At 43.8% G+C, this 24,768-nt stretch carries 21 protein-coding genes; 9 read left to right on the forward strand and 12 right to left on the reverse strand.

Annotated features, from left to right (window positions below):
- Together ulaG and PK654_RS21250 are read left to right on the forward strand one after the other, a co-directional pair.
- Positions 1–1,068 (forward strand): L-ascorbate 6-phosphate lactonase, encoded by a 1,068-nt coding sequence (ulaG, locus tag PK654_RS21245; protein WP_271699412.1) that lies wholly within the window; start codon positions 1–3, stop codon positions 1,066–1,068.
- A gap of 532 nt (positions 1,069–1,600) precedes the next feature.
- The gene (locus PK654_RS21250) at positions 1,601–2,503 is read left to right on the forward strand and encodes a LysR family transcriptional regulator (RefSeq protein WP_271699413.1); all 903 of its coding nucleotides are present in this window, start codon (positions 1,601–1,603) and stop codon (positions 2,501–2,503) included.
- An 18-nt stretch (positions 2,504–2,521) separates the two neighbouring features.
- Here the strand turns inward: PK654_RS21250 and PK654_RS21255 are convergent, their stop codons facing one another.
- From PK654_RS21255 to PK654_RS21290, 8 genes are all read right to left on the reverse strand, one after another.
- Positions 2,522–3,685, reverse strand: a complete 1,164-nt coding sequence (locus PK654_RS21255; protein WP_271699414.1) for an HD domain-containing phosphohydrolase — start codon at positions 3,683–3,685, stop codon at positions 2,522–2,524.
- Positions 3,686–4,029: 344 nt separating this feature from the next.
- Complete coding sequence (locus tag PK654_RS21260; protein WP_271699415.1) at positions 4,030–4,182, reverse strand: hypothetical protein; 153 nt, start codon at positions 4,180–4,182, stop codon at positions 4,030–4,032.
- Between the two features lie 113 nt (positions 4,183–4,295).
- The gene (locus tag PK654_RS21265) at positions 4,296–5,015 is read right to left on the reverse strand and encodes a hypothetical protein (protein ID WP_271699416.1); all 720 of its coding nucleotides are present in this window, start codon (positions 5,013–5,015) and stop codon (positions 4,296–4,298) included.
- 85 nt (positions 5,016–5,100) lie between these two features.
- Positions 5,101–6,177, reverse strand: a complete 1,077-nt coding sequence (locus PK654_RS21270) for a hypothetical protein (protein ID WP_271699417.1) — start codon at positions 6,175–6,177, stop codon at positions 5,101–5,103.
- A 224-nt stretch (positions 6,178–6,401) separates the two neighbouring features.
- Entirely contained in the window at positions 6,402–7,499 is a 1,098-nt protein-coding gene (locus PK654_RS21275; RefSeq protein WP_271699418.1) for a hypothetical protein, read from the reverse strand.
- Positions 7,492–8,256, reverse strand: coding sequence for a fimbrial biogenesis chaperone (locus tag PK654_RS21280; RefSeq protein WP_271699420.1), 765 nt, complete (start codon positions 8,254–8,256; stop codon positions 7,492–7,494). The genes PK654_RS21275 and PK654_RS21280 overlap by 8 nt, the downstream gene beginning before the upstream one ends.
- Entirely contained in the window at positions 8,243–10,699 is a 2,457-nt protein-coding gene (locus PK654_RS21285) for a fimbria/pilus outer membrane usher protein (RefSeq protein WP_271699422.1), read from the reverse strand. Before PK654_RS21285 ends, PK654_RS21280 begins: the two co-directional genes overlap by 14 nt.
- An 8-nt stretch (positions 10,700–10,707) precedes the next feature.
- Positions 10,708–11,235: a fimbrial protein gene (locus tag PK654_RS21290; RefSeq protein ID WP_271699423.1), complete on the reverse strand. Its 528-nt coding sequence runs from the start codon at positions 11,233–11,235 to the stop codon at positions 10,708–10,710.
- Between the two features lie 317 nt (positions 11,236–11,552).
- Between PK654_RS21290 and PK654_RS21295 the strand changes: the two genes are divergently transcribed.
- Positions 11,553–12,494: a helix-turn-helix domain-containing protein gene (locus tag PK654_RS21295; RefSeq protein WP_271699424.1), complete on the forward strand. Its 942-nt coding sequence runs from the start codon at positions 11,553–11,555 to the stop codon at positions 12,492–12,494.
- 1,268 nt (positions 12,495–13,762) lie between these two features.
- Here the strand turns inward: PK654_RS21295 and PK654_RS21300 are convergent.
- Positions 13,763–14,698 carry a sodium-dependent bicarbonate transport family permease gene (locus PK654_RS21300; RefSeq protein ID WP_271699425.1) on the reverse strand — a complete coding sequence of 312 codons (936 nt, stop codon included), beginning with the start codon at positions 14,696–14,698 and terminating at the stop codon, positions 13,763–13,765.
- Positions 14,698–14,916: a hypothetical protein gene (locus tag PK654_RS21305; protein ID WP_271699426.1), complete on the reverse strand. Its 219-nt coding sequence runs from the start codon at positions 14,914–14,916 to the stop codon at positions 14,698–14,700. The genes PK654_RS21300 and PK654_RS21305 overlap by 1 nt, the downstream gene beginning before the upstream one ends.
- A 122-nt stretch (positions 14,917–15,038) precedes the next feature.
- Here PK654_RS21305 and PK654_RS21310 point away from each other — a divergent pair, with 122 nt between their 5' ends.
- Both PK654_RS21310 and PK654_RS21315 read left to right on the forward strand, forming a co-directional pair.
- A complete protein-coding gene (locus PK654_RS21310) occupies positions 15,039–15,971 on the forward strand; it encodes a LysR family transcriptional regulator (RefSeq protein WP_271699428.1) in 933 nt (310 codons plus the stop codon).
- A gap of 430 nt (positions 15,972–16,401) precedes the next feature.
- Positions 16,402–16,710 (forward strand): helix-turn-helix domain-containing protein, encoded by a 309-nt coding sequence (locus tag PK654_RS21315; RefSeq protein ID WP_271699430.1) that lies wholly within the window; start codon positions 16,402–16,404, stop codon positions 16,708–16,710.
- Positions 16,711–16,728: 18 nt separating this feature from the next.
- On the opposite strand, the gene PK654_RS21320 is transcribed toward PK654_RS21315, so the two are convergent.
- Positions 16,729–17,100, reverse strand: coding sequence for a RidA family protein (locus PK654_RS21320; protein ID WP_271699431.1), 372 nt, complete (start codon positions 17,098–17,100; stop codon positions 16,729–16,731).
- Between the two features lie 19 nt (positions 17,101–17,119).
- A complete protein-coding gene (locus PK654_RS21325; protein ID WP_271699433.1) occupies positions 17,120–17,527 on the reverse strand; it encodes a GNAT family N-acetyltransferase in 408 nt (135 codons plus the stop codon).
- A 682-nt stretch (positions 17,528–18,209) separates the two neighbouring features.
- Here PK654_RS21325 and PK654_RS21330 point away from each other — a divergent pair.
- From PK654_RS21330 to PK654_RS21345, 4 genes are all read left to right on the forward strand, one after another.
- The gene (locus PK654_RS21330) at positions 18,210–19,565 is read left to right on the forward strand and encodes a ferredoxin reductase family protein (protein ID WP_271699435.1); all 1,356 of its coding nucleotides are present in this window, start codon (positions 18,210–18,212) and stop codon (positions 19,563–19,565) included.
- 157 nt (positions 19,566–19,722) lie between these two features.
- A complete protein-coding gene (locus PK654_RS21335; protein ID WP_271699437.1) occupies positions 19,723–20,157 on the forward strand; it encodes an EF-hand domain-containing protein in 435 nt (144 codons plus the stop codon).
- 113 nt (positions 20,158–20,270) lie between these two features.
- On the forward strand, positions 20,271–21,593 hold the full coding sequence (locus tag PK654_RS21340) for an efflux RND transporter periplasmic adaptor subunit (protein WP_271699439.1): 1,323 nt from the start codon (positions 20,271–20,273) through the stop codon (positions 21,591–21,593).
- Positions 21,593–24,733 carry an efflux RND transporter permease subunit gene (locus PK654_RS21345; protein ID WP_271699441.1) on the forward strand — a complete coding sequence of 1,047 codons (3,141 nt, stop codon included), beginning with the start codon at positions 21,593–21,595 and terminating at the stop codon, positions 24,731–24,733. Before PK654_RS21340 ends, PK654_RS21345 begins: the two co-directional genes overlap by 1 nt.
- The last annotated feature ends 35 nt before the right edge of the window (positions 24,734–24,768 follow it).

Here is a 24,768-nt window from a genome sequence, read left to right on the forward strand (position 1 = left end):
ATGAGCAAAGTAAACGAAATCACTCGTGAATCATGGATTTTAAACACATTCCCTGAGTGGGGAACCTGGTTAAATGAAGAGATTGAAAAAACAGTGGTAGAGCCAAACACATTCTCTATGTGGTGGCTGGGCTGTACGGGTGTATGGTTGAAAACAGAAGGCAACACAAACATCTCAATGGACTTCTGGTGTGGCACGGGTAAGAAAACTCAAAGCAACCCTTATATGAAAAACCAGCATCAGATGATGCGTATGGGTGGCGTGCGTGAACTGCAGCCAAACCTGCGTACTGCCATTTTCCCGATGGACCCGTTTGCCATCAAGGAAATCGATGCTGTTCTGGCTTCTCATGATCACGCTGACCATATCGACGTTAACGTAGCGGCAGCTGTACTACAGAACTGTGGTGACCACGTTAAGTTTATCGGCCCGAAAGCGTGTGTCGATCTATGGACTGGCTGGGGTGTGCCGGAAGATCGCTGCATCGTGGCGAAAGTTGGTGACGAAATTCAGGTGGGTGACGCACTAATCAAGGTACTGGACTCGTTTGACCGTACTGCACTGGTAACTCTGCCTGAGGGTACATCTTCTTACGATAAAGGCATTCTGGACGGAATGGACGATCGTGCGGTGAACTACTTAATCGAAACAACGGGCGGTTCACTGTATCACTCAGGTGACTCTCACTACTCAAACTACTATGCCAAGCACGGTAACGACCATAAAATCGATGTTGCCCTGCTTTCATTCGGTGAGAACCCACGCGGCGTAACGGACAAGATGGGGGCTTCTGATATTCTACGTGCCGGTGAAGCATTAGATTGTGAAGTTGTAATGCCTTTCCACCACGATATCTGGGCTAACTTCCAGAACGACCCACGTGAAATCGAAGTACTGTGGAATATGAAGAAAGACAGACTGCAATACAAGTTTGCTCCTTTCTTCTGGCAGGTTGGCGGTAAGTACACCTACCCGACTGACAAAGGCCGTATGCACTACCAGCACTTCCGTGGCTTCCAGGATATCTATACCGACGAGCCGGAACTGCCATACAAAGCGTTCCTGTAAGTTAAAGGTAAATCTTGGTTCCCATGCTTTTGCGTGGGAACGCATAGATCACTATATCCCCTCGTTCCCATGCTCTTGCGTGGGAACGCATATCACCACAATAGACAAACATTAATTAATCCAGTTTCACCTTCATAATTACGGGCACTTGAATAACGCCAGTGAACAGCCTGATCAACATAGCCTCGCTTTACTGGATTCGAATCAAATATGATGCTGACAGTTTGTGGGCGGGTAAAAACAGGTATCCAATGTAGAACTGTTAGCGTAATAAAATGAGCCGCATCTTGTTGTGCTATGTTGTATCGGTTTCTACCCATAAACCCTCTATCTCTCCAGCTTGTTCATTGCTGATTATGTAGTAAGGAGAGAACACAAAACGAGGAAAACTTGATTTATGCGTGGCACTTCCAAATCTGGTATGCGTTACCACGCAGAGCGCGGGAACGAGAGGAATACACTCCTTTTGTTGACACATTGTGACTGAAATAGATTACTATTGCCATACAGAAACAATAAATCAGAATTTGTTATGCTCAATCACATTAATCTAGCTGATATCCGCTCGTTTGTACTTATTGCCCAGTTGGGGAACTTCACTAAGGCCGCCGAAGCTTTGGATGTTTCACGCTCTCATGTATCAAGGCAGATTAGCGCACTGGAAACTCAGATGGGTGTCACCCTGCTGACGCGAACTACCCGCACACTAAAGCTCACCCCTGCAGGTAAGCGCTTTTATCAGCAGTGTGAAAAAGCTCTGCACAGCATAGATCAGGCTCTTATGGCAGCGGTAGACGATACAGAACAAGTACGCGGTCTTATCCGTATTAACTGTGTCGGCGGCTATATCGGTGAGGCGATAATTGCCCGCTACGTCAGTGATTTTATGGCCAGGTACCCTGACGTTCAGGTTAATCTCGATTTCAGCAGTCACAGGATTGACCTGATTCAGGATGAATTTGATATCGCCTTTCGTATGGGGGAGCTGGAAGACGCCAGCTTCGTCGCCAGAAAACTGATGGAGATTGAAACCGTCACTTTGGCCAGCCCTGCTTACATTGAGCAATATGGCAGCCCACAACACCCAAGGGAGCTAACTTCTCATCGCTGTTTAACCGGTTCTGTCCGGCGTTGGAGCTATCAGTCCGTCACCGACGCAAATGAGCATTATGATGCCCATGTTGAGGGCAGATTTATCTGCAAAAACGGTAGTGCACTGCTGACAGGAGCCATGTCCGGCAACGGCATTATCCGTGTGCCATTAATGTATTGTCGAGATTCGGTTGAGAGAGGAGATTTAGTGAGAATATTGCCACAATGGCAGATCCCTAAAGTGCTCTTTTCTGCCATTTTTCATAAAGATAAGTATCAACCTAAACGGCTGCGAACCTTTATCGATTATATTAATCAGCGTTTTCAGCAGGATAGCCATTAACCCGCGAATGTAACCTAATTAAGCGCCATGCTTTAGCGGTGTATCGACAAAGCTCTGCATAGTAGCGATGACTTTTTCACGGTTGTGCAAAAGTGCTTCTACACAATAAGCATCCAGCTTGGTGCCGGACATGCGTTTCAGCTCGGCAAAAGCATCATCAATACTCCATGCCTGCTTATATGAACGGTTGCTGGTCAGGGCATCAAAAATATCAGCAACCGCAACAATCCGCGCTTCGACCGGAATGTCATCACCAACCAGGCCGTCCGGATAGCCTGAGCCATCGATTTTTTCATGATGGGAGCGGACAATAGCTGTCAACATATCAGGAAAAGGGACATCACTCAGCTTGTACACATCCAGTATCTGCCGGGTCAGATCTTCACCGTCAGCACTGTGCTTTTTCATCACTTCGAACTCAGCGTCAGTCAGCTTATCTTCTTTAAACAGCACACTATCAGGAACCATGAGTTTTCCCACATCGTGCAGAGGGGCATAGAGATAGATATAACCGATCTTGAGATCAGACAGATTAAAAATATCGGCCACTTCTCTGGCAATAATAAGGGAGTAATTCGCCATCCGGTTAAGATGAGCGGCGGTTTCCGGATCCTTAATCTGATTAATGATTTTCATCGATTCGATGGTGGACTTCAGAATGTTGATTCTATTAATGTCCTGATTCAGCAGCAGAGTAAGGAACATAGAAAGCATCTGCATATGCTTGGAAACAACATCCGTAAAGGCGTGTTTTTCTCTGGAGTTGGCAAAGAGGAAACCAAGTAGCCGCCCTTCCATAATCAGCGGCATCGTCAGGCTGGACTGATAACCGGCATTACGTACCAGTGCGGTGTGTTGCTTATCGTTTTCACCCATAGCAACAAGATCATTAACTACCCGCTTTCTGCCACTGCTGGCCAGATAACGCAATGATTCACACTCACCCAGCACAGCCTCGTAGTTTTTCAGGCCGGAAGTAATATCTTCATCGCAGGCATAGGTTTTCAGCACATCTCTTTCCGCATCGTAGAGAGCAATCGCCACTCTGTGGATAGCCGGGTAATAGCGGACAAGATCCTGACGAATTGTGGTCACGCGCTGCTGTATGTTAGTACCGGAATCCAGATAATTTAGCATGTCCGATTCTGAGTACTCTGACCCTGTTATTGCTATAACTGTCACTATAATAACCCTGCTGTACCCAAGTAATAAAAGCTTAAAAATCAGATAATAAGATAATTCTTATATCCTTAATTGCTTAACTTAGATTGGCAATAAAGATAAACAGGGCGAGTCTATTGTATAGGACAGCAAGAGTTCAACCATCAATGCTAAGCTAATTGTTAATAGGTTATCTCAGATCAAAAAAGCCAGATAGAAATTGTCACTCAGAGACGGATATACAGAAAAGCCGCGACAATCGGCGGCTTTTAGGAAGTTGAAATAGATAGGTAATATGACATTTCAGCTTTAATTGCTTGGTGTGAGGGATTACCTTTCTGAGCTTATACTAGATACCACTCTCTCTATAAAGTGGCTCTTGATTTATGCTGCTTTCTTTGACCAGATAGTTCCGGAGCAGAGGTTTTGAAACGTTCAGATGTTAAAGCCTTTGCGTTGGCTAGCAAGACTTTGCGCATCTGCTGAGGTGACATTCTGCTAGCTTTATCTTTGCTCATTGATACTCCCCCTTTTTAGCACCGTCAGCGTCCAAACTTTCTAAGAATAACAAGTCACTTAGCTTACAGAGAACATTAACGTTAAAAGTATGAAAGAACTACCAAATCCCCTACTACACGGCGCTGCGGATGGTATCGAAAGCGTAGCCCTGCATCAGTACTTTGGCATTGCAAAGGCGCTTTAGGTCATCTTGAGTTTCAATGCGTTCAACAATTATAGACAGCTCAGGATACTTATTAGCCAGCGCCTGCAAATCGAAACAGAATCGGTCACTTCTTGAGTACTCCACTTTCAGATAGTGGTACACCCCCATGCCAACTTCATTTGCCCTGAAATCCCTATGCATATCGAAATCATCAGCGGCTAACAGCACGCCGGAGCTGTCCAGTTTGATTAGCGCTGGTTTTATCTCCGGGCAACCTCTACAAAAACTTAACTCGCGCTCGGTTATTTCAACAACTAATATAATGTCAAAGGATTGTATTACTCTGTTAAATAAAATAATTTCATTTATTAGCATATTAAAACAGAGACATGAACGCTCAATATTTATAAATAGCTTCTTCCCGGCCAGTACATTTACATCCACACCAGAATGGAAAGAGCTTAACAACCGGTTAAGTAAATTACTGACCAGAAAAGGACTATTAATATCGTATTTTAATACCTCATCACGCTGATCATTATTCTCATCAGTAAAATCAATCAAACATTCATAACCTATAGTAATACCACGTCTGTTTACTATCGGTTCCAGCTTGTAACCAAAATTAGTTTTATACAGCTTAGCTGCGCTAGAGCTTAATAATTCATTTAGTTTCGCACACGCCATAGTCTGTTTCCTTTATATAAAGACAACACAATTTATTACTCTTAAGTCACATTGCTGTTAATTTAATCCTAAGTAAAAAATCAGCCTAATTATATTCAAAAGTAACTCCAATATTAAATTCAAAATTACCAACTTCTGAACCTGACACCGCAGCAATTTCAGCTCTAAAAGGAACTTCAATATAATTTCCGAGGCCTACGGATGGATAAACGATATCTCTTCCATATACAATACGCTCATTATTCTGATCATATAATTGGAGGTTAACCTGCATACCATCTTTTATATAAGTGGCAAATGTCGGAAAATAGCTACTATGATTAACATATGGGGAATTGACCACATCAAAACGTACTTTCATGTCCGGCGCTACAGTAAATATACTATCAGGGCACTGCATAGCTATTTTAAAATCTCTATAAACGGTTACGCCATGAACGATAGGATCAAATTCAACCCGTTCAGGAATGTCTTTACTGCACCCCTGATCGTACAAAATAACCATTGACCCTTGTATCGCCTGAATAATCCGGGAGCTCCATGGTTGTGCCTCATGTAGGTAGGTGGCAAAAGAGACTGAATCACGCAACCAGAGTTCTTGTCTGGCAAATGACAAAGATGAGGGAATAGGACCGGTTTGATAAACATAAAACAGAGGTATTTCATAATCTCTGCTAAATGTTTTCCATGTGCCGAAACCTGCCGCATAAGTGTAACGTTCGAGTAAAATAGTATTACTCTCGCCGGCATATTTCCCGCTTATCATTCCTATACCTTCAGATAAATAACCGGAAATATCGCCCTTTGGAGGTAACGTTAAAACAATCCCTTCAATGTTACTTTGATATGTTGACTCTGCAGGACCTCCGGATATATGACTTTTTCCGGAACCGGCAAAATACACACCCAGTGTCGTTTTTCCATCAGGTGCTGAGGTATGTGTCTGACATGTAAAATTGAAACTACCATATATTTTTCCTATAAGGCCAGAATAGACAGAACCGGTCGGTATTCTTCCCTGATCCCCCTGTAAACTTTCGTAACGGGTATTCACCAACACCGGGTTACAAAAACCGGGACTGGGATTGGCGTAAGTAGGGACACTCCATACCACACAAATAACAACAACGATTTTTGCAATAAAACGCTCAAGACTTCTCATTACTTTAATTTCTTCACAACTGTTTTTAGATTGATTTCACTAATGGTATAGGCTTATAAATCAATAAGAGTTTTAATTACCTTAGCGCGCCAGAAAATTTTAATAACTTTAATTTGACGCACTATAAAACACCCCTAAATTTAGTAGAGGCTTTATATTATTTTCAGAACTATTCAGTTCATATAAAGATACATATGGTCAATATAATTTAGTGCATTAGACAGCTAATTATATTCAAATTCAACGCTAACATTGATTGCATAGTTACCCGTTTCTGTACCGGATACAGAGGATATTTCAGCTTTAAATGGAATACTGATTTCATGCCCCACACCAACGGATGGTAAGTCTATATCTCTCCTGAATCGAATAGGCTGGTTGTTTTGATCATACAACTGGAGATTGACATACATACCGTCTTTCATATAGGTAGCGAATGTGGGAAAAGTATCCGTAAAGGTAACAGATGCCGATTCCATCACATCAAACCGTATTTTAATATCCGGTGCCTCAGTAAATGAACTAAGAGAACAACGTACTTTTAGGCTGAAATTCTTATAAGTTGTTTCACCGGGGGTTATATCATCAAATGTAACCTCGTCAGGAATCAGCTTTTCACAACTTGGATCATAAAACTCAACCCTAGGCCCGCTGATAGAAAATGATTTCCAGACAGAGTTACCATTATTATTATTTAAATAGGTTGCGAAACGAGGCATCGTAGAAGATCTTAGCCAGACACTGTTCATCTCACTGGGCTTTATGATAGGTACATTGCCTATTTTATATACATAGAATATAGGGACGTTCAAAGTTCTAACAATTTTCTGTTTGCTTCCGTATCCGGCCTGGGCTCGATAACGTTCTATCAATATGGCATTGCTTTCACCTCCCCAGGTTCCGGCTCTCATACCATACCCTTCCTTGATCCTGTTCTGAATTGCTGCATCATTATCCGGAGGCAGCCTAAGCTCAAGGCCTTCAATATTGCTGTAATAAGCAGCGCCTGGCCCACTACCATATTTATGGCTGTCTCCCGAGCCGGATAAATACACGCCTAGTTTTGTATTGTTACTGGTCCAGTGTGTCCTGCATGTAAAATTAAAACTGCCCATGATTTTACCAATGGCGCCGCTATCAACAAGCTCAGATCCTGCCGGTATCGACGGTTGAAACTCCCCCAGAAGGGAGACGAAATAGGTCGAAACGGATATATTTTTACACTTGCCAACTGGCGGGTCATAAAAAGCAAAGGCACTGGTGCTCAAAACAAGGCAGACTGCAACCACGGTTCTGACAATGAGATAACAGAACTTATTCACTGTTTATTTCCTCCAGAGTAATGGTCTTAGTAATCACCTCACTGGTTCCGCCGAAATCATTGATATAGGCGTAGTTAAATATCAGCGTCGAATCTTGTAACTTGTCACGGCTGACCACTAACTGATAATCAGAGTAAGCGGTAATATTGACAAAGGAGTCACTCAGGCTGGTGAGCCTGCCGTTGTTATGATACTGAAAATCGGTAATAGCAAAATTAAACGGTGTCGGGTTACTGGCTTTTAGCAGCAGCTCTCCACCATGCTCAACTAACCGCCAAGTGACTTTTTTAAACTGTTCACTTATATCGAGTTTGTTTAACCCCTGAGGACGAATAATAAGTTTAATTTTTGTTCTGACCGCTATACGCAGGGAATTTTTATTGTTCTCGGTTTTCTGTGGGATCTCCTGAAACACCAGCAGATAAACGCTTTCTCTGTCTTTAGGAAGCGAATCAACAATAGGTAAAACTTTGACTCCCCCTTTTGAGTTACCGTTAATCCGGAAGATAGGAGGGGTAACCACCGCAGGGATAGCTTTTTTCTCCCCCTGCAAGGTTTCCAGCCATACCTGAACCATATAAGGAGATGAAGAGCCATTAACAACGTCGACCTGGTGCTCCTTTGACTTTAACTCAACAACTTCGCGGGTACTTTCAGGGCGCACGCCGGCATAGCCGGAAAAACTCACCGCGTTTAACAATATAGATAGAACAATAAGTCTTGCACTGTTTTTAAATGGCTTACTAATTCGAATCACAGGAAACCTTCTTTATTTTCGCTAAATCATTAACATCAAACTCATGGTTTGAGTTCACTTCAAAACGGCACTCAATATCTTCAGCGGAACGCCCGGTGTAATAGACCAGCTTTTCTCCCAGCGGAACCCCCGACAAATAGACAATATTGTCTTCACCGACATAAGAGACAACTTCGTTATCTCCGTTAAACACCGGATACCCAAACAGCTGTCCTGAAGCCGATAGCTGGTAAAGCCCCCGGTTGCCGATAAAAGCTTTTGGTGACAGCTTCACCAGGCTGCCCCGGGACGGATACACAGGCTTAACCTGACCTTTGAGCTCAACCATTGGGTTATCTTCGCTATTAAGGCGAATCTGGTTTTCATCGTAAGCGATAACATGGGGAACCACTCCGAGGCCATCACTGTTGGTACGGTTAGAGCTCCCGTAACCGAGCTGCACATTCTCCGCTCCCTTGCCGAGGTCCACTAACAAACTGGTCTCGCCAAGGCTCTGAGTCATCAGCACGTTCTCCCCGGTAAACAGAACCCCACCACTGACCGACAGGCTGGAGTTGTATCTCTCTTCACTGCCCGACAGGCCAAATGAGTAGCGCCCTTTCGCTGACTGCCAGCTCACATTGGTGTTCGCCGTCAGCACATCGTTTTTCGGCCCGTAATTTAATGAGGCGCTATATTGGGTATCATCTTTGTTGCCGCTATAAGAGACGTTGTGATTAGTGGCGCCTTTTTTGTCAAAATCAGAGTTAAACCCTAATCTGCCAGACGAGTAACCGAGAGGCACAGAAAGGGAGACACCAAATGACAGGTCATCTTTGGCGGGGTTGCTCCTTTTTTCCTGACGGCCATAGACTCTTACCGGAATGCCCGCAACATCAAAACCAAGAGAAGCATATAATGAACGACTTGTTCCCTTATCTTGCTGATGGTAACTCTTAATATTGTAAGAAAGATAACTACTGATCTCGCCGATAGGTTGTGACAGGCTAAGGGTAAACTCGTTTTTAGGCGCATAGAGTTCACTTCGCGCATCGTAGCGTTCGGACAGATAGTCACTTAGGTTATAGAAATTCTTTGAGTGATAACGTAACGCCGCTAAGCGAACATCCGAACCGGTAGCGGAAAAGCGTTTTGCGTACTCGACACCAAGCTTGTACCCAAGCTGATCGCCCTCATCAAACTTAGCGTTGGAAACCGCCGATTCAATACCGACTGCGCCAGCCATACCTAAATTGTAATAACCGTTGTAACCGGCGGAAACATAGTCAGAGTCTGCGGTTACGGTGGCAAAAGTGCCAAGGGTAAACAGATCAAACCCTCTGGTGTAGTAGCCGGACATCACTACCTCGTCACCATAGTCAGAGCTGTAGTTACCAAACGAGAGTGAATAGTCATTACCGCCCGGCCTTAACAGGTTAGGCAGTCGTGAAAAGGCGATAGTTCGCTCTATGGTTTTTCCGTCAGACTCTTCTATGCGCAGCAGCAGATCGGCACTTGTACCGGGCGCATCCAATGAGGTGATCTCAAACTCACCGGGAGCAACTTTAGCTTGATAAAGCAACTTGCCTTGCTGAAGAACAGACACCGTTGCCTGTGTAGAGGCATACCCTTTAATCACAGGTGAATATTGCCGCTCTTTGCGGCTAAGCATATCCGATGGCTTTTCAATGCCTATGCCCGTTATTGCCAACCCGCTATTTACTGAGCTGTTGGTTTTTGTACGGATCTGGCCGGCGCTAAGGCGCAGCTTAGATTCATACAGATCCGTGTACAGATAAGCATTACCCCAGTTGAGGTTGGTTGCTTCATCTGAATAAGAAACTGAGGTATTGACTCTTGCCCTGATCCGGCCGAACTTACTGAAACTGTTAAGCGACAGATAACCTGAAACATCACCGTCTGAGTTCAGCCCGGCAAAGCCATTGTAATTGAGTTTGGTGTGATTAATGCCCTCTTGCCATACCACATCGTCGAAAGAAGAAAGCCCCCCGGCATTTTTGTGGTAAATATTGGGAACCTTGAGAACCAATGTTGAAAAGTTAGACTGATACTCAGTATCCGATCCTTCAAAATAATCACTCGCGACACGACATGATGACGTGGTCACTTCCCCTGACAGCTTTTCAGGGTTAATACCTAATTCAACAAGCTGTCCGGGAGTAAAGCAGGGCAGGATCTGACCACCCCGTTTTACAAACAAGATATCCATTTGAATCGGCGCGTTAGGGTATAGCTCCACCGCTACAGAGTGGTTGCCTTCGGTAATACCGTAGTCAAACCAGTCCATATTAAATTGCGAGCGGTCATACCCTTCCGGTAAATGGAGGAACGCAATATCGAACTCCTCCCCGGCGGTTGTGTCAGCCGCGTTGGTCATTGCCGGGCTTATCAGCATCGCCAACAAACCCGGAATAACCTTTGCTTTTACCTTAATCATCGCCATGGATAGAATTACTGGTAAGTCACACTAAATGCTACGCTTGAGCTGACACTACCCGCAGGTGAAGCTGCCCCGCCATAGTTGTAGTATTTGGCAACCAGTGGCAGATTAAGAGTGCCGCCTGAGATAGCCGTTGAACTGGCATCCAGCTCGCCTAAGTCCTGATTATCATTTTCAGTACCGTTAATCACCAGTTGGGTAGCGCCGTCACCGGTATATATAGCAACACCGACACCTGTTGCGATTGACGCGCCGGTAGCTTCATTAACCAATACATCAGAGGCGCTGCTGTCAACGGTGCCCGCGAACATTAGGCCTACTTTTTGCACTGTGTTCTGAGCCAGGTTACAGTCCGCCAATTGGATTTCAAACGGCATATAACCAAACACAGTTCCGGAGCCGGCCATTGCACTGGAACTCACCGGCGGTAGCGTAACACTAAGGCTTTGTGAATCAGTAACCACACTACATGTAGGCTTATATACATTACCGGTAAAAGTGATAGTGCCATCTGCCGCGTATGCTCCGCTTGATAACATTGCGCTACACAAAATTAAACTTGCAGACGTAAAAGACAAACCTTTATTTTTTCCAAAAACGACTTTATTAAATTTCATTACTACTTTTCTCCAATTACACTTGTGTTTTCTGGGTGACGAACTATATTTGAGATTTCGTTTGGCGAATTAGCATTAAAGTAGTTTTTTCGATAGACTTGCTAATTAATTAACACCTATTCTAATGCATAATTAAGAATTATAATTAAAAACAAACAATTCACTGGATTAATTTAAATGTGTGGAAAAATTTCCGTATGCAGTTTTTCCACATATATATTTAACCAAGGAGAAAAGTCATGAATGATTTCTTTCATAAGCAACTTTCCAGCTGGCTGGATAAAAGGGGAATAAGCAGAAAAGAACTGATCGCTTTATTACAAAGCCAATACCATGATGAGTTCGGAGGGCTAGATTCTGTCACTCTATCCCGCTGGATTAAAGGCCACAGTACCCCTAGCACTTGTAAACAGCTTTATATTGCCAAAAGCCTTGATGTTAATATAGCCGACCTAATTACCAGTGTAGAATTTAACAATACAAAGATCCCGGTAAAACATAGTGCAGTCATATCGGATTTAATTAAAATACTCGATAAAACAACATCTTATCTATCTTATGACGTAATAACAGGTGAGGCAGACATTGAGATAAAAACACTAAACCACAGTGAATACATCGAAAAATTTGCCAACTTTGACAAAAATGCATCAGCACTTAAAAGCTATTACAAAGAACTATACACACTAGGAAATAATATTAGCTTTTCATGTATCCTGATAAAAAATGAACATAAAAATATAATAGGGCACCTGTCAGGCATTATAGACATCCGGCGTATGGCCTCATTCAAGTCGCTAAGCTGCATTCCCAGAGAAGACTTTGATAAAAGCTGTATTATACATCTGGGCAAATACACCAGTTCAAAGCACTACTTTGACTTAATCTATCAGGTAATTTGTCTGCATTTATTAAAGTACTCTGCCCGATTTGATAAGGCGTACTTTTTTATCCCTGATTTTTCTGCAATGATACTTTTCTGCAAAATAGTCCTTAAAGCAGAAGTAATAAAGTACTTTCCTCCTGGAGAAAAATCAGAAATAGGCGTTTATCTGGTTGCTTTCGATATATTAAGGGTTATTGCTTCTCCGGTAATCATTCATGAAGTGAAATCAAGATTGGAGTGCGTTAAAAATTGTGATCCTAAATGTACAAAGTGCAATTTACGCTGTTTTTTATAAGCCGATATCGCTGAATGATGTTAATTTAAATCGGTTTCAGCTGACTTATACTTTATGAGCAACAAATGCCCTCGGAACACAGTGTTTGCTCGCTAAGTGGCGATGTGCAAGATGATTTATAAACCAAGCTGATGACTCCCCCTTCATCGGCATCCGATCCAGCCGGTAACCCCATGAAAGTTAACGGGTAGCAGAACTATTATTTGCTTAATCCCTGCTGAATTTGACTAGCGATAATTGTATTTAAAAATGTCAACGGTGCTTTCACTTGTGTTGTTAATTTCACCATACCCTTTATTAATAAAATAAGTAGTGCAGATAAAAATATCTGTTCAATACCATGCATTAATAAATGTAAAATATAGCTGTAACTTATAACTCTAATTGAGCATAGTGTTATTTAGTCGTTAGCTTTTTTTCGTAACAAATACCTGTTCAAGGTCAGAAAAAACAGACATCTGGTCTGACCTTTAACATTAAAATCTGCACATAATCAGGCTAACAACAGGGTGAAACTGATAAAGCCATAGTGGGTAAAAGTCATATTTTCCGCGTACTTCTTTTTAAAGCCTTATGCAGAAAGGGATTCACCGTTACAAGCCATAGAAAAAAGAGGAAACAACCAGGTGTAGGTTGATCCTCCATTCTCAGGCTAAAAAACCGTTTAAATATGCAGTTACATAGATATTTATGCATATTTTATTTCACTTAATTAGTGATAAAACTGTCAAAATAGGCGAAATTTAAAAATATAAAAGTGTGATATTAATTCAGATTAGAATTAACTTTGTTTATTTTGATACTTAAAGCATCTGAACTCTAGTTAAAAATAGCGTTTGATACTATTAACTACACTAAATGATACCAATGGAAAAGCCAGTTAAAAGAGCAGCGTTTCTGCCTTTTAGCCTAATAAAAATATCATTAGCGTCGATAAAAGTAGTTCCGCCGCCGGCACTAAAAAAGTACGCTGACATACCATTTTAATTCTTGATGCTGTGCCCAGATTCAGGCTGATTTTTCCATTTTTATTGTCAATTATTGGAAAGCTTGTCTTTATTCGCCATTGGGAGAAGACGTTTCGGCAATGGACAAATGTTTGTTCAGAAAATCGATAAAACAGCGCACACGCGAAGACTGTCTGTTTTCCGGCGCATAGTACATATAAATCATGGGTAAATCACACCATTGCTCTTCTAGTAAGGGCAGTAATTAAGGTGCCTGTCCCGACAAGCTTCATGCACCTTTAAAGATACCATTCAAAGTAGTTAATAGCGGCTTACATGCTGGCCTACAGCAATAAAGAACGGCACATTAAGCAAAACATTAAAAGGAAATGTAATCCCCAGAGCTGCCGTGATCGACATACCTGAGTTTGCCTCAGGCAGGCTCTCTTTCATCGCTGCCGGCACGGCAATATATGAAGCACTCGCGCCCAAAACAGCCATCAATGCTATGCCTCCGGCACTAAAACCAAGTAAATAGCCAAGGGCAGTCCCTGCTATCCCTCCGACCATTGGCATCAGAACAGCAAAACTTAACAGAAACAGACTATTCTCCTTCAGTGCCGACAATTGCTGACCCGCAACCAGCCCCATCTTTAACAAGAACAATGCAAGCACCCCGGAAAACAGTTCTATAAAATAGGGAGACAATTTCTGTACACTCAGCTCTCCCAGATAACCGATAACTAAACTACCCAGCATAAGAAGAATACTCGGGTTAGCCACCAGCTCCTTTTTAATAAAATGGATATTGATGAGCTTCAGGCTTCCTTTTGCCAGTATCAGGCCAACCAGAATTGCCGGCATTTCCAACAAAACCACAAACAGAGGGAAATAAGCTTCGTAGCTGATATGGTTAGCTTCAAGCAACGCAACTGCAACTGCATAGGTCGCCACGCTGACTGAGCCGTAATGCGCTGCAATGGCACCAGAATTAACTTTGTCCAGTTGGCCAAAATACCTTAATAACGGATACGCTATCAGCGGCAGTATTAAGCCGAAGGCAACCACCGTAATGGACATAGTGATAAGGTCAGGATCAATATGTTCCTGAAGCGCCAGCCCCCCTTTAAGGCCAATTGCAATCATCAAAAACATACTAAGTGTTTTATAGAGGCTATCAGGAAAAGGGATTTTAGCGCCCAACAACTGACTAGCTACACCCAGAACAAAAAATGCGACAACTGCATCAATAACCATTACTTATCTCCGCCAGCGTGTTGTAGCGCCAGCAAACGATGCGTGCCAGTTGTTTTGTTATGTCCGGTTTTAAAGGTATTTAGCAAAGTCAGAGACGTAAGCACAATTGCAGAAACAGCAAACCCGAAAGCGTTAAAGCCAATTGAACGGCCTAAAGCATAAAAAGCCAATAACATAGCGGTAGTGATTAGTGGCAAAGCTATATTTCGATATCTCATAATCATCTCTCTAAAAATTTCAGAAAATGTTATGCTTAAAACCAAATAGATAAAAATAGATATCATTTATAAATTAGTTAGATAAAAATCTATTCCAAATGAAATACAACCGGAGAGAAGCTATGCCATCCAGACTACATGCACATATAGGGACTTTCCGCCAACTGGAGATTTTACTCGCGGTTTATCAGGGGGGTAGCATCAAGTCAGCAGCAGAAGCTCTATTCCTGACTCAGCCAACAGTGTCAATGCAGTTAAAAAAGCTGGCGGAAGCTATCGGTTTACCCCTTTATCAACAGGTAGGCAGAAAACTACAGTTTACCGATGCAGGTCTGGCAACAGTCACCACCGCTAAGAAAATACTGCTAAGCTGTGAAGAGTTAGATATGCAGCTCTCCAGCCTTAGAGGACTGGAATCCGGTACTTTAAAGCTTGCCGTCACCACCACAGCAAAGTACTTTACCCCTCACTTACTGGGGCCGTTTCGTGAACGTTATCCGGGAATAGATATTCAGCTAACAATAGCCAACCGGCAACAGGTTATCGAACGGTTTGAAAACGGAGCTGATGACTTTTATGTATTTAGCCATTTACCCGAAGAACTGGATCTCGAAGTCATAGAGTTTATGTCAAATGATCTGGTCGCTATTGCAGAAGCTAACCACCCATTTACAACCAAAAGCAAGGTTTCACTACAGGAGTTTTGTCAGGAAGATTTTCTTATTCGGGAGGCTGGCTCCGGCACCAGATATGCCACTGAAGCATTTTTTAACAAACAGCAATATAAACCAAATATAAAAATGACTATAGCCAGCAACGAAGCCATTATTCACTCCGTGTTATCTCGGCTGGGAGTATCCATTCTCTCTGCACATACTCTCGCCTTCGGAAACATTTACGATGTTAAGGTGATTAACGTTGAATCCCTGCCGATTAAAACCAAATGGTCCTTTACCTGGACAAGGAATCAGTCTCTGTCTCCGGTAGCAAAAGTTTTTCTCAATTATGTAGAGACAGAAGGCAGGGAAATGATGCAAAAAGCGATTCAGATTTAGTTCTCAGATTTCATGTAAGAATAAGTCCCCCGATAAAACGGAGGACTTTTCAGTTTAATTTGCGGGTAATAAGTTATTTCGCAGTAAGGGTAACCACATCATTATATACGCGGAACTTAAAGTGCCTGTCCCGATAACCCTAACTTCCTTCTGATAACTCTTCCTCAAACAATTGGAATCACCGTCAAACACCAATACTGTATAACTAACTCATTCGACAGCCAATTCTGAGATTTCGGCTTAAGTTAAATGTATGGCAAGCGACAAACATTGAAGAGCTATGTTCAAATCGACCTCTGCTCATTAATTAAGGTGCATGTCCAGACAAGCTTCTGAATGCTTACAAACTTATGGCAAGAGCATTTCATGATTTTACCCCACAACAGATTCAGCAAAACATTGATGAGGGGCTACTAAGAGAGGTTGAAAAATGATTGATGACCGTTTAGAGAAAATGCAGGCAATGGCCAAGCGCTTCGGAGCTAATGGCTCCGTTAATCAGTTAACTGTGCGCCAGATAGATATGCTGGTATTAAATGCAAAATTAGAAGTCATGGACGCTGCGCGTATTAAATCTCTTCGTGAAAAAGAGCATATCAGTCAGGCCGTATTGGCAGGAATACTTAATATGAGCTGTGAAAGCGTGCAAAAATGGGAGCAAGGAAAAACTAAGCCCAGAGGCTCAGCATTACGCTTGCTCAATATCATCGAGCAGAAAGGTATTGCTGCGGTTATTTAGCCAGCACTGTTTTGAGATTTATAAAGCTACTACCGCTTCGATTTCAATATGTAAATCAGGGTGAATCAACTTCGATATTTCAACAAGGGAACAAGCTGGCAAGTTGCCATCATAAAACTCAAACAACTGGTCACGAATATCTGCCAGCAAACCAATATCTTTTACAAATATCGTCAGTTTTACTAAATCATTTTTGCTGCGTTTCTCATGGTTAAGTATCTGAGATATCTGACTAAGAATCTCACTGCTCTGAGTAATCAAATCTTCTGACTGAGCCTCAGTTCCATAGGCAGTTAAACCTGATATATATAGCGTTTGATTATGTTTTGTTGCATGGACATAAGGCCCTGATATTTGAGGCAGCCCCTCATAGTTAACTCTTTTTACCATCTGATCCTCTTATGCCTTATCAGGCATTTTCGTGACGCATTAATCTTATTCCGCCAACGTCAGCACTAAAGCCAAACTGCTGATAGTAACTCTCCATTTCAGGCAAACAGTAGAGTTCAAAGTGTTTAATCGGCTTTAGCTTGTCGTGGTTCTGAATTGCCTGTATTAACTTAGTGCCTAAACCACTATTACGCTGAGACGGATGAACAATGACATCGAAGATAATAGCTTTAAAGGTGAAGTCACTGATAACACGCGCAAAACCTACCAATTGATCATCATTATCCAGAACCCCTATGCAAAGTTGAGAGCCTTGTACACAACTTGTCGTTTGCTCCAGCGTTCTTTCCTTGCCCCACCAGCTATGGCTATACAGTTCATAGACTTGTGCTATCAACTCGGGTGAAAAATCATATATTAATTTCATAAGCGTTGTTATTACTGGCTTTTCTTGCTTAGCTACATGCCGTTATTTATATCATTATAATAAAAGTCATCCTATCTGTTTTTATTTAACAATCAACAAGATGGATGGTAAATAGGCAAACAAAAAGTCCCCCGGCGAACCGGAGGACTTTTCAGTTTAATTTGCGGGTAATAAGTTATTTCGCAGTAAGGGTAACCACATCATCATATACGCGGCGTTCCCAGCCAGTAATTTCACCCTCTTTGTTCATCACAGGGAAAACATAGACGGGAGAGATCTCCGTTGTCCAGACACCTTGCTTATTCTGGAATACATTTACTTAATATTTCGTAAAAATCCTTTCATTCTACAATTAATGAAAGGGTATGTTTTCAGTGTGAATCTACGAGCAGATATTTTGTGACTGATTTACAATATGGTGACTGATATAAATGAAAATTCGTTACCTTAAAAATAAGCCTATATGCTGCGTTATATAAATTGCATGACATCACAATTTTGTAAGTTAAATACACTTAGAACAGCCAACATCATCTAATAAATATTAATAAAACCACACGAAACCATACACAAAGTAAATCTATGTAAAGCAGTTTAAAGATAAGCAAAGCTGCTCCCTAACACCTCAATAAATCCTTACTATTCTTGCGTCTATTTCATTAATCCGCTAACGGGAATGATTATGCCCAAGATAACAGTAAAAAATATTACCCTGCTGGTTGCCCTGCTCTGGCTTCCGTCTGTTCTTCCCACCTTAATTTCAGAGCCACAGGCGGCAGGTGACTTCTTCTTCTGGAGACACCAGCTCACTATGCTGACTGGCTTTCTGGCACTGGCCTATATGAGCCTTGCCGTCCTTCTGGCCGTCAGGTTTCGCTGGGTTGAAGAGATAGTAAAAGAGCTGGATAAGGGCTACGCGCTACACAAAAGTCTCGGCATTGCGGCGCTTATTTCCCTTATCAGCCACTGGGCGATGGTAAAAAGTGCCATGTGGCTTATTGATTCAGGAATGATAGCCATGCCCGACAGAGGCCCGCGCCCGGAACAGACAGGAGTCGACTGGCGCGGTATTGCTGAAGGTGTTGGTGATGTTTCCTTTAAAATCTTCCTGCTGTTTAGTATTTTCAGTCTGGTTCAGGCTATAAGTTATAAGCGTTTTCGTTTTGTACACAAGATCGGGGGCGTTCTTATGCTGGCGGGTGTTTTCCATACCATGCTTCTGCTCGACTGGAATATCGCCGCACTGCCCATGAATATTGCGGTTACCGGTTTATGTATGATTGCCAGTTACTGTTCGGTCTGGTCACTAAGTGGCAAAATCGGCCGCCGCAACCGCTCATCAGGTCAGGTTATCGCCAGCAGAAAACTGTTCGAAAGCCCGGAGAAGGGCAATATTATTCGTTTCTCTGTCAGGCTGGATGAAACCATTGGTTACAAGGAAGGCCAGTTTGCCTACCTTAACTTTCATGACGGCGAAGCTCCTCACCCCTTCTCTATTCTTAACTACCGGGAACAAGAGAAGCTTATCGATTTCGGAGTAAAGGATTTAGGCGACTATACCCATAAACTGGTTAACACGTTACGAAACGGCCAGAAGGTAACCGTTGAAGGGGGTTACGGCCACTTTCAGATCAGCGGAGCGCCACAGCAAGTCTGGATAGGCGCAGGTATCGGTATTGTTCCTATGATATCCCGCCTCTACTGGTTATCCCGTAAAGCAGCAAAGGGAGAGCATAAACTTCAGTCCGTTCACCTGTTTTACTGCGTTAACTCTGAGAAAGAGGCTTTCTTCAGGGACGAAATCACCTCACTAATCGGTAACCTGCTCAACCGGCTCGACTTTATAAAATTTGAACTGGTTGATGCAGAAAAAGGAGAATTACTCGGTGCAGAAAGGGTTTACAACGCAGGTAAAGAACTGGAGTTTGATATCAGCTTCTGTGGTCCGCACGCCTTTGCAGACCAACTCAAATCCGGCTTAACAGCTCTCGGTTTTGACCCTGAACGCTTCCATAGAGAGCAATTTAAGATGCGTTAATCTTTTTCCTCTCTCTCCCTTTAGAACGTGCGCCCTTTGCGCACGTTTTTGCTTTTACAACCCTGCTCCACTCTCCTTTACACAGATTTACATAACCTGACGTACTCTTACGTACATTAGAATATACTTATATTAAACCAGTACGGAGGACGTCATTATGAAAGGCACAACACTTACTATTACCTTAACCAGTTTAGTCGTCGCATTTTCAGTTAGTGCAGCCGGTATGAACTCAAAATGGAACAACGGTTCAGCTCCTCAACAACCCGTGTTCAGTCAGATAGACGTAGATGGTGACAAGCTCATTTCCAGTCAGGAATTGATCGATTTTAAAGCCCAGCGCATCTCAGAACGTGCTGAACAAGGTCGCAGACTACAGAACATAAGCCGTTCAACAGAGTTCGGTTCTTACGACAGCGATGGTGACGGTTTTATCAGTGAAGACGAGTTTACTGCTCATAAAAACTCAGCCCGCGCAGCCATGCAAAATGGCAGACAAGGCAATTGGCAAAATGGAATGAAAGGCAAACAGGGCTTTAACAAAGGTCAACGCAAAGGAAACTGTCAGGGTCCACGGCAAAGTCAGATTTAGGTCACACCTTGTTGCATATGTTGTTCTAACTTTATAAGGCCCTTTTAATCAGGGCCTTATCTACTTAATCATCAGTAGGGTCTTGTGCTCTGCTCCACTACAGGATGTCCGTTATGTCTCAGTTTGGCTGGAAGCAACGTTTACTATTCTTTCCCCCGTTAATCATTGGCATCGCTCTTCTGCTGCTGGCACCTTCTATGAAAGCAGAGCCACCCAAAACCACCAACACCAGTGGCAAAAAAGTGGTTCGCGTGTTGAGCGTGGTACCGAGGAAAATCCAACCTTCCGCAACAGGTTATGGTCACAGCCAACCTGCAACGGAATGGGAAGCAGCCTCTCAGGTTGAAGGTGCCATTGTCTGGGTTTCTCCTCAATTAAAGGCCGGAGCCATCATAAATCAAGGCGAAAAACTGCTGCAACTCGACCCTTCCCAGTATGAACTTTCCGTTGCGCGCTTGCAGGCAGAACTTGATGTCTCCCGTCTGAAAGACAAAACCATTCAGGCCTCTGTCTCTATTGCGGAAAAAGAGTTTGATTTACAAAGTTCTGAGTATCAGCGCTCAGTCCGTTTAAATAAGACCGGACACCTTTCAAGGAATGAGCTTGATAACGCCAACCGTTCTCTGCTTAACAGCCAACAGCAGTTGCAGACCCTGAAGAACAATCTGCTGATTAATCAGGCTGAGCAGCAGGTGTTGATTACTCAGCTGGCGCTGGCGCAACGGGATCTCGCCAATACCAGTATCGTCGCCCCTTTTAACCTCAGGGTTACTGAGAAAATGGCTGACCTTGCTGAGTATGTAAACAAAGGCGAAGTGCTGCTAAAAGCCGACAGCACCCATGCGGTTGAAGTGAGTGCTCAGTTCCCTCTGGGTAAAATGCGCCCCCTTCGCCGCACTGAAGATAAATCCGCAGTGGACAACAAACTTCATTCCACCCTTGAAGCTGTGGTTGAACTGGACGCCGGTGGTAAGTTAATCCGCTGGGACGCCTCTGTGGATCGCTCCGGCGGCCTTATTGATGCACAAACACAAAGCCAGAGCATTGTGGTCAAAATTGACAATCCTTATCAGCAGGCTCAGCCCGGCCAGAAACCACCGCTTATCCGCGACACTTTTGTAAAAGTAACCCTTAAAGCACCTGTACTGAAAAAACAGATCTTGCTGCCGGTAAATGCCATTCACAATAACAAGGTCTATACGGTTAGTTCTGAAGGTAAGCTTGTTATCAAGCCGGTGAAAATTGACTTTGTTCAGGGGCAGATCGCTGTTGTTTCTTCCGGAGTTGAAGCCAAAGATAAAGTGGTGCTGAGCAAGCTTTCTCCTGCGGTTGAAGGTATGTCACTCAAGCCTCAGCCAGATAAAAAAATTGTCCGCTGGCTGGATAAAGAGACCGGCTTCACTCAGGTAAAAAAACCAGAGAAGGAGGGTAAATAATGATCACTTATTTTACCCGACACGCTACCGGCGCCAATGTGCTGATGATTGCAGTGTTATTGCTGGGCTTTTTCGCCCTGCCTAAACTGCAGAAGGATACCTTTCCGGTCACGCCGACCAAAAATATCGAAATCAGGGTGAGTTACCCGGGGGCTTCTCCTTCAGAAGTGGCGGAAGAAGTTTGCTCACCAGTGGAAGACGCCCTTGATAAGCTTAACGGTATTAAAGAGCTCAGCTGTGATGCACGGGAAAACCTTGCCATTGCTAATGCGGAAATCTCCGATGGCGAAGATATCGACCTGCTTACCAGTGATATCCAGCAACAGGTAAACTCCATCGGGGATTTTCCTGCCAGAGTGGAACAGGTAACCGTGACTAAGCTGGACAGAACCGCCTCCGTTGCCAGTGTTGCTATTACCGGCAATATGACCGACAAAGAACTGTACGACTATGCCCAGCAGGTAAAAAACCGCCTTAAGGCGCACCCTCTGATTGCACAAGTAAATATCGACGGATTTTCAGAGCAGGAAATTGAAGTACGTATCTCGGAATGGAAATTAAACCAGTACGGCATCAGTATCTCTGACTTAGCCAATGCGATTTCTCAGCAGAACATCAGTACTCCTGCCGGCACATTCAGCAATGATCTGGAGTCCATCAGTGTTCGTTTCGATAACAAGCATACTCAGGTCAGTAAGCTGGAACAGATAGTGGTTAAGTCCAGCGCGTCAGGAAGCAAAATACGCCTTGGCGATATCGCTGATTTACAGCAGAAATTTGTACTGGATGAAGAGAAAGTGCTGTTCAACGGCCAGCGGGCCGCCCTGCTACAGGTTTCTAAAACCTATTCTCAGGACACCCTTAAAGTGCGCGCTGCCATGGAGGCTCTTATCGAAAAAGAGCGGCTTACTGCGCCTTTTGGTACTGAGCTTACCGTTACTCAGGACTCCAGCGTCAATATTAAACAGCGCTTGAGCATACTAACCAGCAATGGTATTCAGGGGCTTATCCTTGCATTTCTTATGCTTTGGGCCTTCTTTAATATCCGTTTCAGTTTCTGGGTGGCCATGGGTCTGCCGGTCTCTTTTCTTGGTTCCGTATTTGTGATGCACCTGCTTGGTTACACCCTGAACATGATGACCATGGTGGGACTGATTGTTGCCATCGGTTTGCTAATGGATGACTCTTTGATCATCGCCGAAAACATCGCCGCCAAAAAACAGCAAGGCATGTCGGATATACAGGCAGCCGTTGTCGGAACTAAGCAAGTTCTTCCCGGCGTGCTGGCTTCATTTGCCACTACACTGATGGTGATCGGGCCGCTGATGTTTTTGTCCGGAAAAATGGGGGAAGTTCTGCGTTATATCCCTATTATTCTGCTAATCACCCTGCTGGTGAGCCTGATTGAGGCATTTCTGATCCTGCCTGCTCATCTGGCGCACAGCCACCTGAACAGCAAGCCGAACCCTATCCGCAGTAAATTTATCGGCTTGTTCGAAAAAACACGGGATCGCTTTTTTATTCCCTTCTCTATACGGGCAATGAAACTTCCCTTCTTCACTCTCGGCCTGTTGTTCATGCTGGTACTGGGTTCAACAGCGCTGCTTCCTGCCGGCCTGATGAAGTTTAAAGCTATGCCGGCTTTAGAGAGTGATACCCTTCAGGCGCGTATTCTGCTATCTCAGGGCAGCCTGTTGAATCAGACAGAACAGGTGGTGGACAAGCTCGCCGTCGCGCTGGCTGAAATTGGTGAAGAGTATGCTGAGAAATATCCCGGTTCAGCGCCTCTGATTAACAGCACCAGTATTATGTACAACTCTAATGTTGACGCTAACGAGTCCGGCCCGCATATGGCCACCGTCAGTGCTGACCTGCTTCCTTCGCAGTTCAGACAAGAGAGCATTAAATATCTGGTACAGAGCTGGAAGAAAAAGGTCGGCCCGACGGCTGATGTTGTCTCCCTTAAGTTTACCGATAAAGAGCGTGGCATTGCCGGAAACGGTATTGATATCCGCATTCAGGGCGGCTCACTGGAAGAGATGAAAAAAGTCAGCCGCTCACTGATTAAGTGGCTTAAAGGCTTTGACGGTGTATTTAATCTTTCCGACGATCTGCGCTATGGCCGCAATGAGTTCAGGGTCAGCCTGAAAGATGAAGCCGGAGTAATGGGGGTCAATGCTTCGCAGGTAGCGCAAACCCTGAGAAGCGCCATTAAAGGCAGCACAGATCTGACAGTGTTTCAGCAGGGCGATATTGTTGATATCTCTGTCCGCCTTAGTGAGTTCACTTATATGGCTAACCTGCAGGGGCTGAAAGATCTTGCGGTAACAGCTTCAAATGGTCAGTTAATCCCTCTTTCTACGGTGGCTGAGTTTAGTGAACAGCAGGCATTTTCACGCATTCACCGGGTTAACGGCATCGATACGGTAACGGTTCAGGGTAATATCAACACTGCCGTTGGTAATGCCAGAGAGATTATGAACCGCTTTAATAAGGAGTTTGTGCCTCAGATTAACAGCAAGTTCCCGGATATCCGTTTTGTGTCTCAGGGGCAGGATAAAGAGAGCGCCGATACGGGCTCATCTCTGGTCAGTTTCTTTGCCCTTGGCATTATCGGTATCTACCTGATCCTGACCTTCCTGTTCCAGAGCTATGCCCAGCCGCTGGCCGTGCTGCTGGCTATTCCTATGGGCTGGATTGGGGTTATCTGGGGACACACAGCGTTAGGTCTGGATTTAACCATACCGAGTCTGGTTGGCTTTGCTACCCTTGCCGGTATCGTAGTCAATGACAATATTCTGCTGGTGAATTTTATTAAGCAGAACATCAGTGAAGGGCTGTCTCTGTTTGACGCCTGCCGCAACGCTGTTCACGACCGCTTCCGGGCGATCTTTATTACCTCGCTGACCACCTTTGCTGGTTTGTTGCCACTGCTGACGGAATCAAGTACACAGGCACAGTTCCTGACCCCCCTGATCGCCAGTATCGCTTTCGGGTTGGTTTCGGCCACTCTGCTTGCCTCTATTGTTGTTCCGTGCGTATTGATTGTTCTGGATGATTTGGGCATCAGCAAGCTAAAGCCTGAGTCAGAAGCAAAAGAAGTGCTATTGACCGAAGGGGAAAGTGCCACTCAGATTTGATAAGCAGCGGCAATCAGGTACTAAAAAGGGAAACC

Origin of the sequence: Vibrio sp. SCSIO 43137 (assembly GCF_028201475.1) — a bacterium.
Classification (GTDB): Bacteria; Pseudomonadota; Gammaproteobacteria; order Enterobacterales; family Vibrionaceae; genus Vibrio.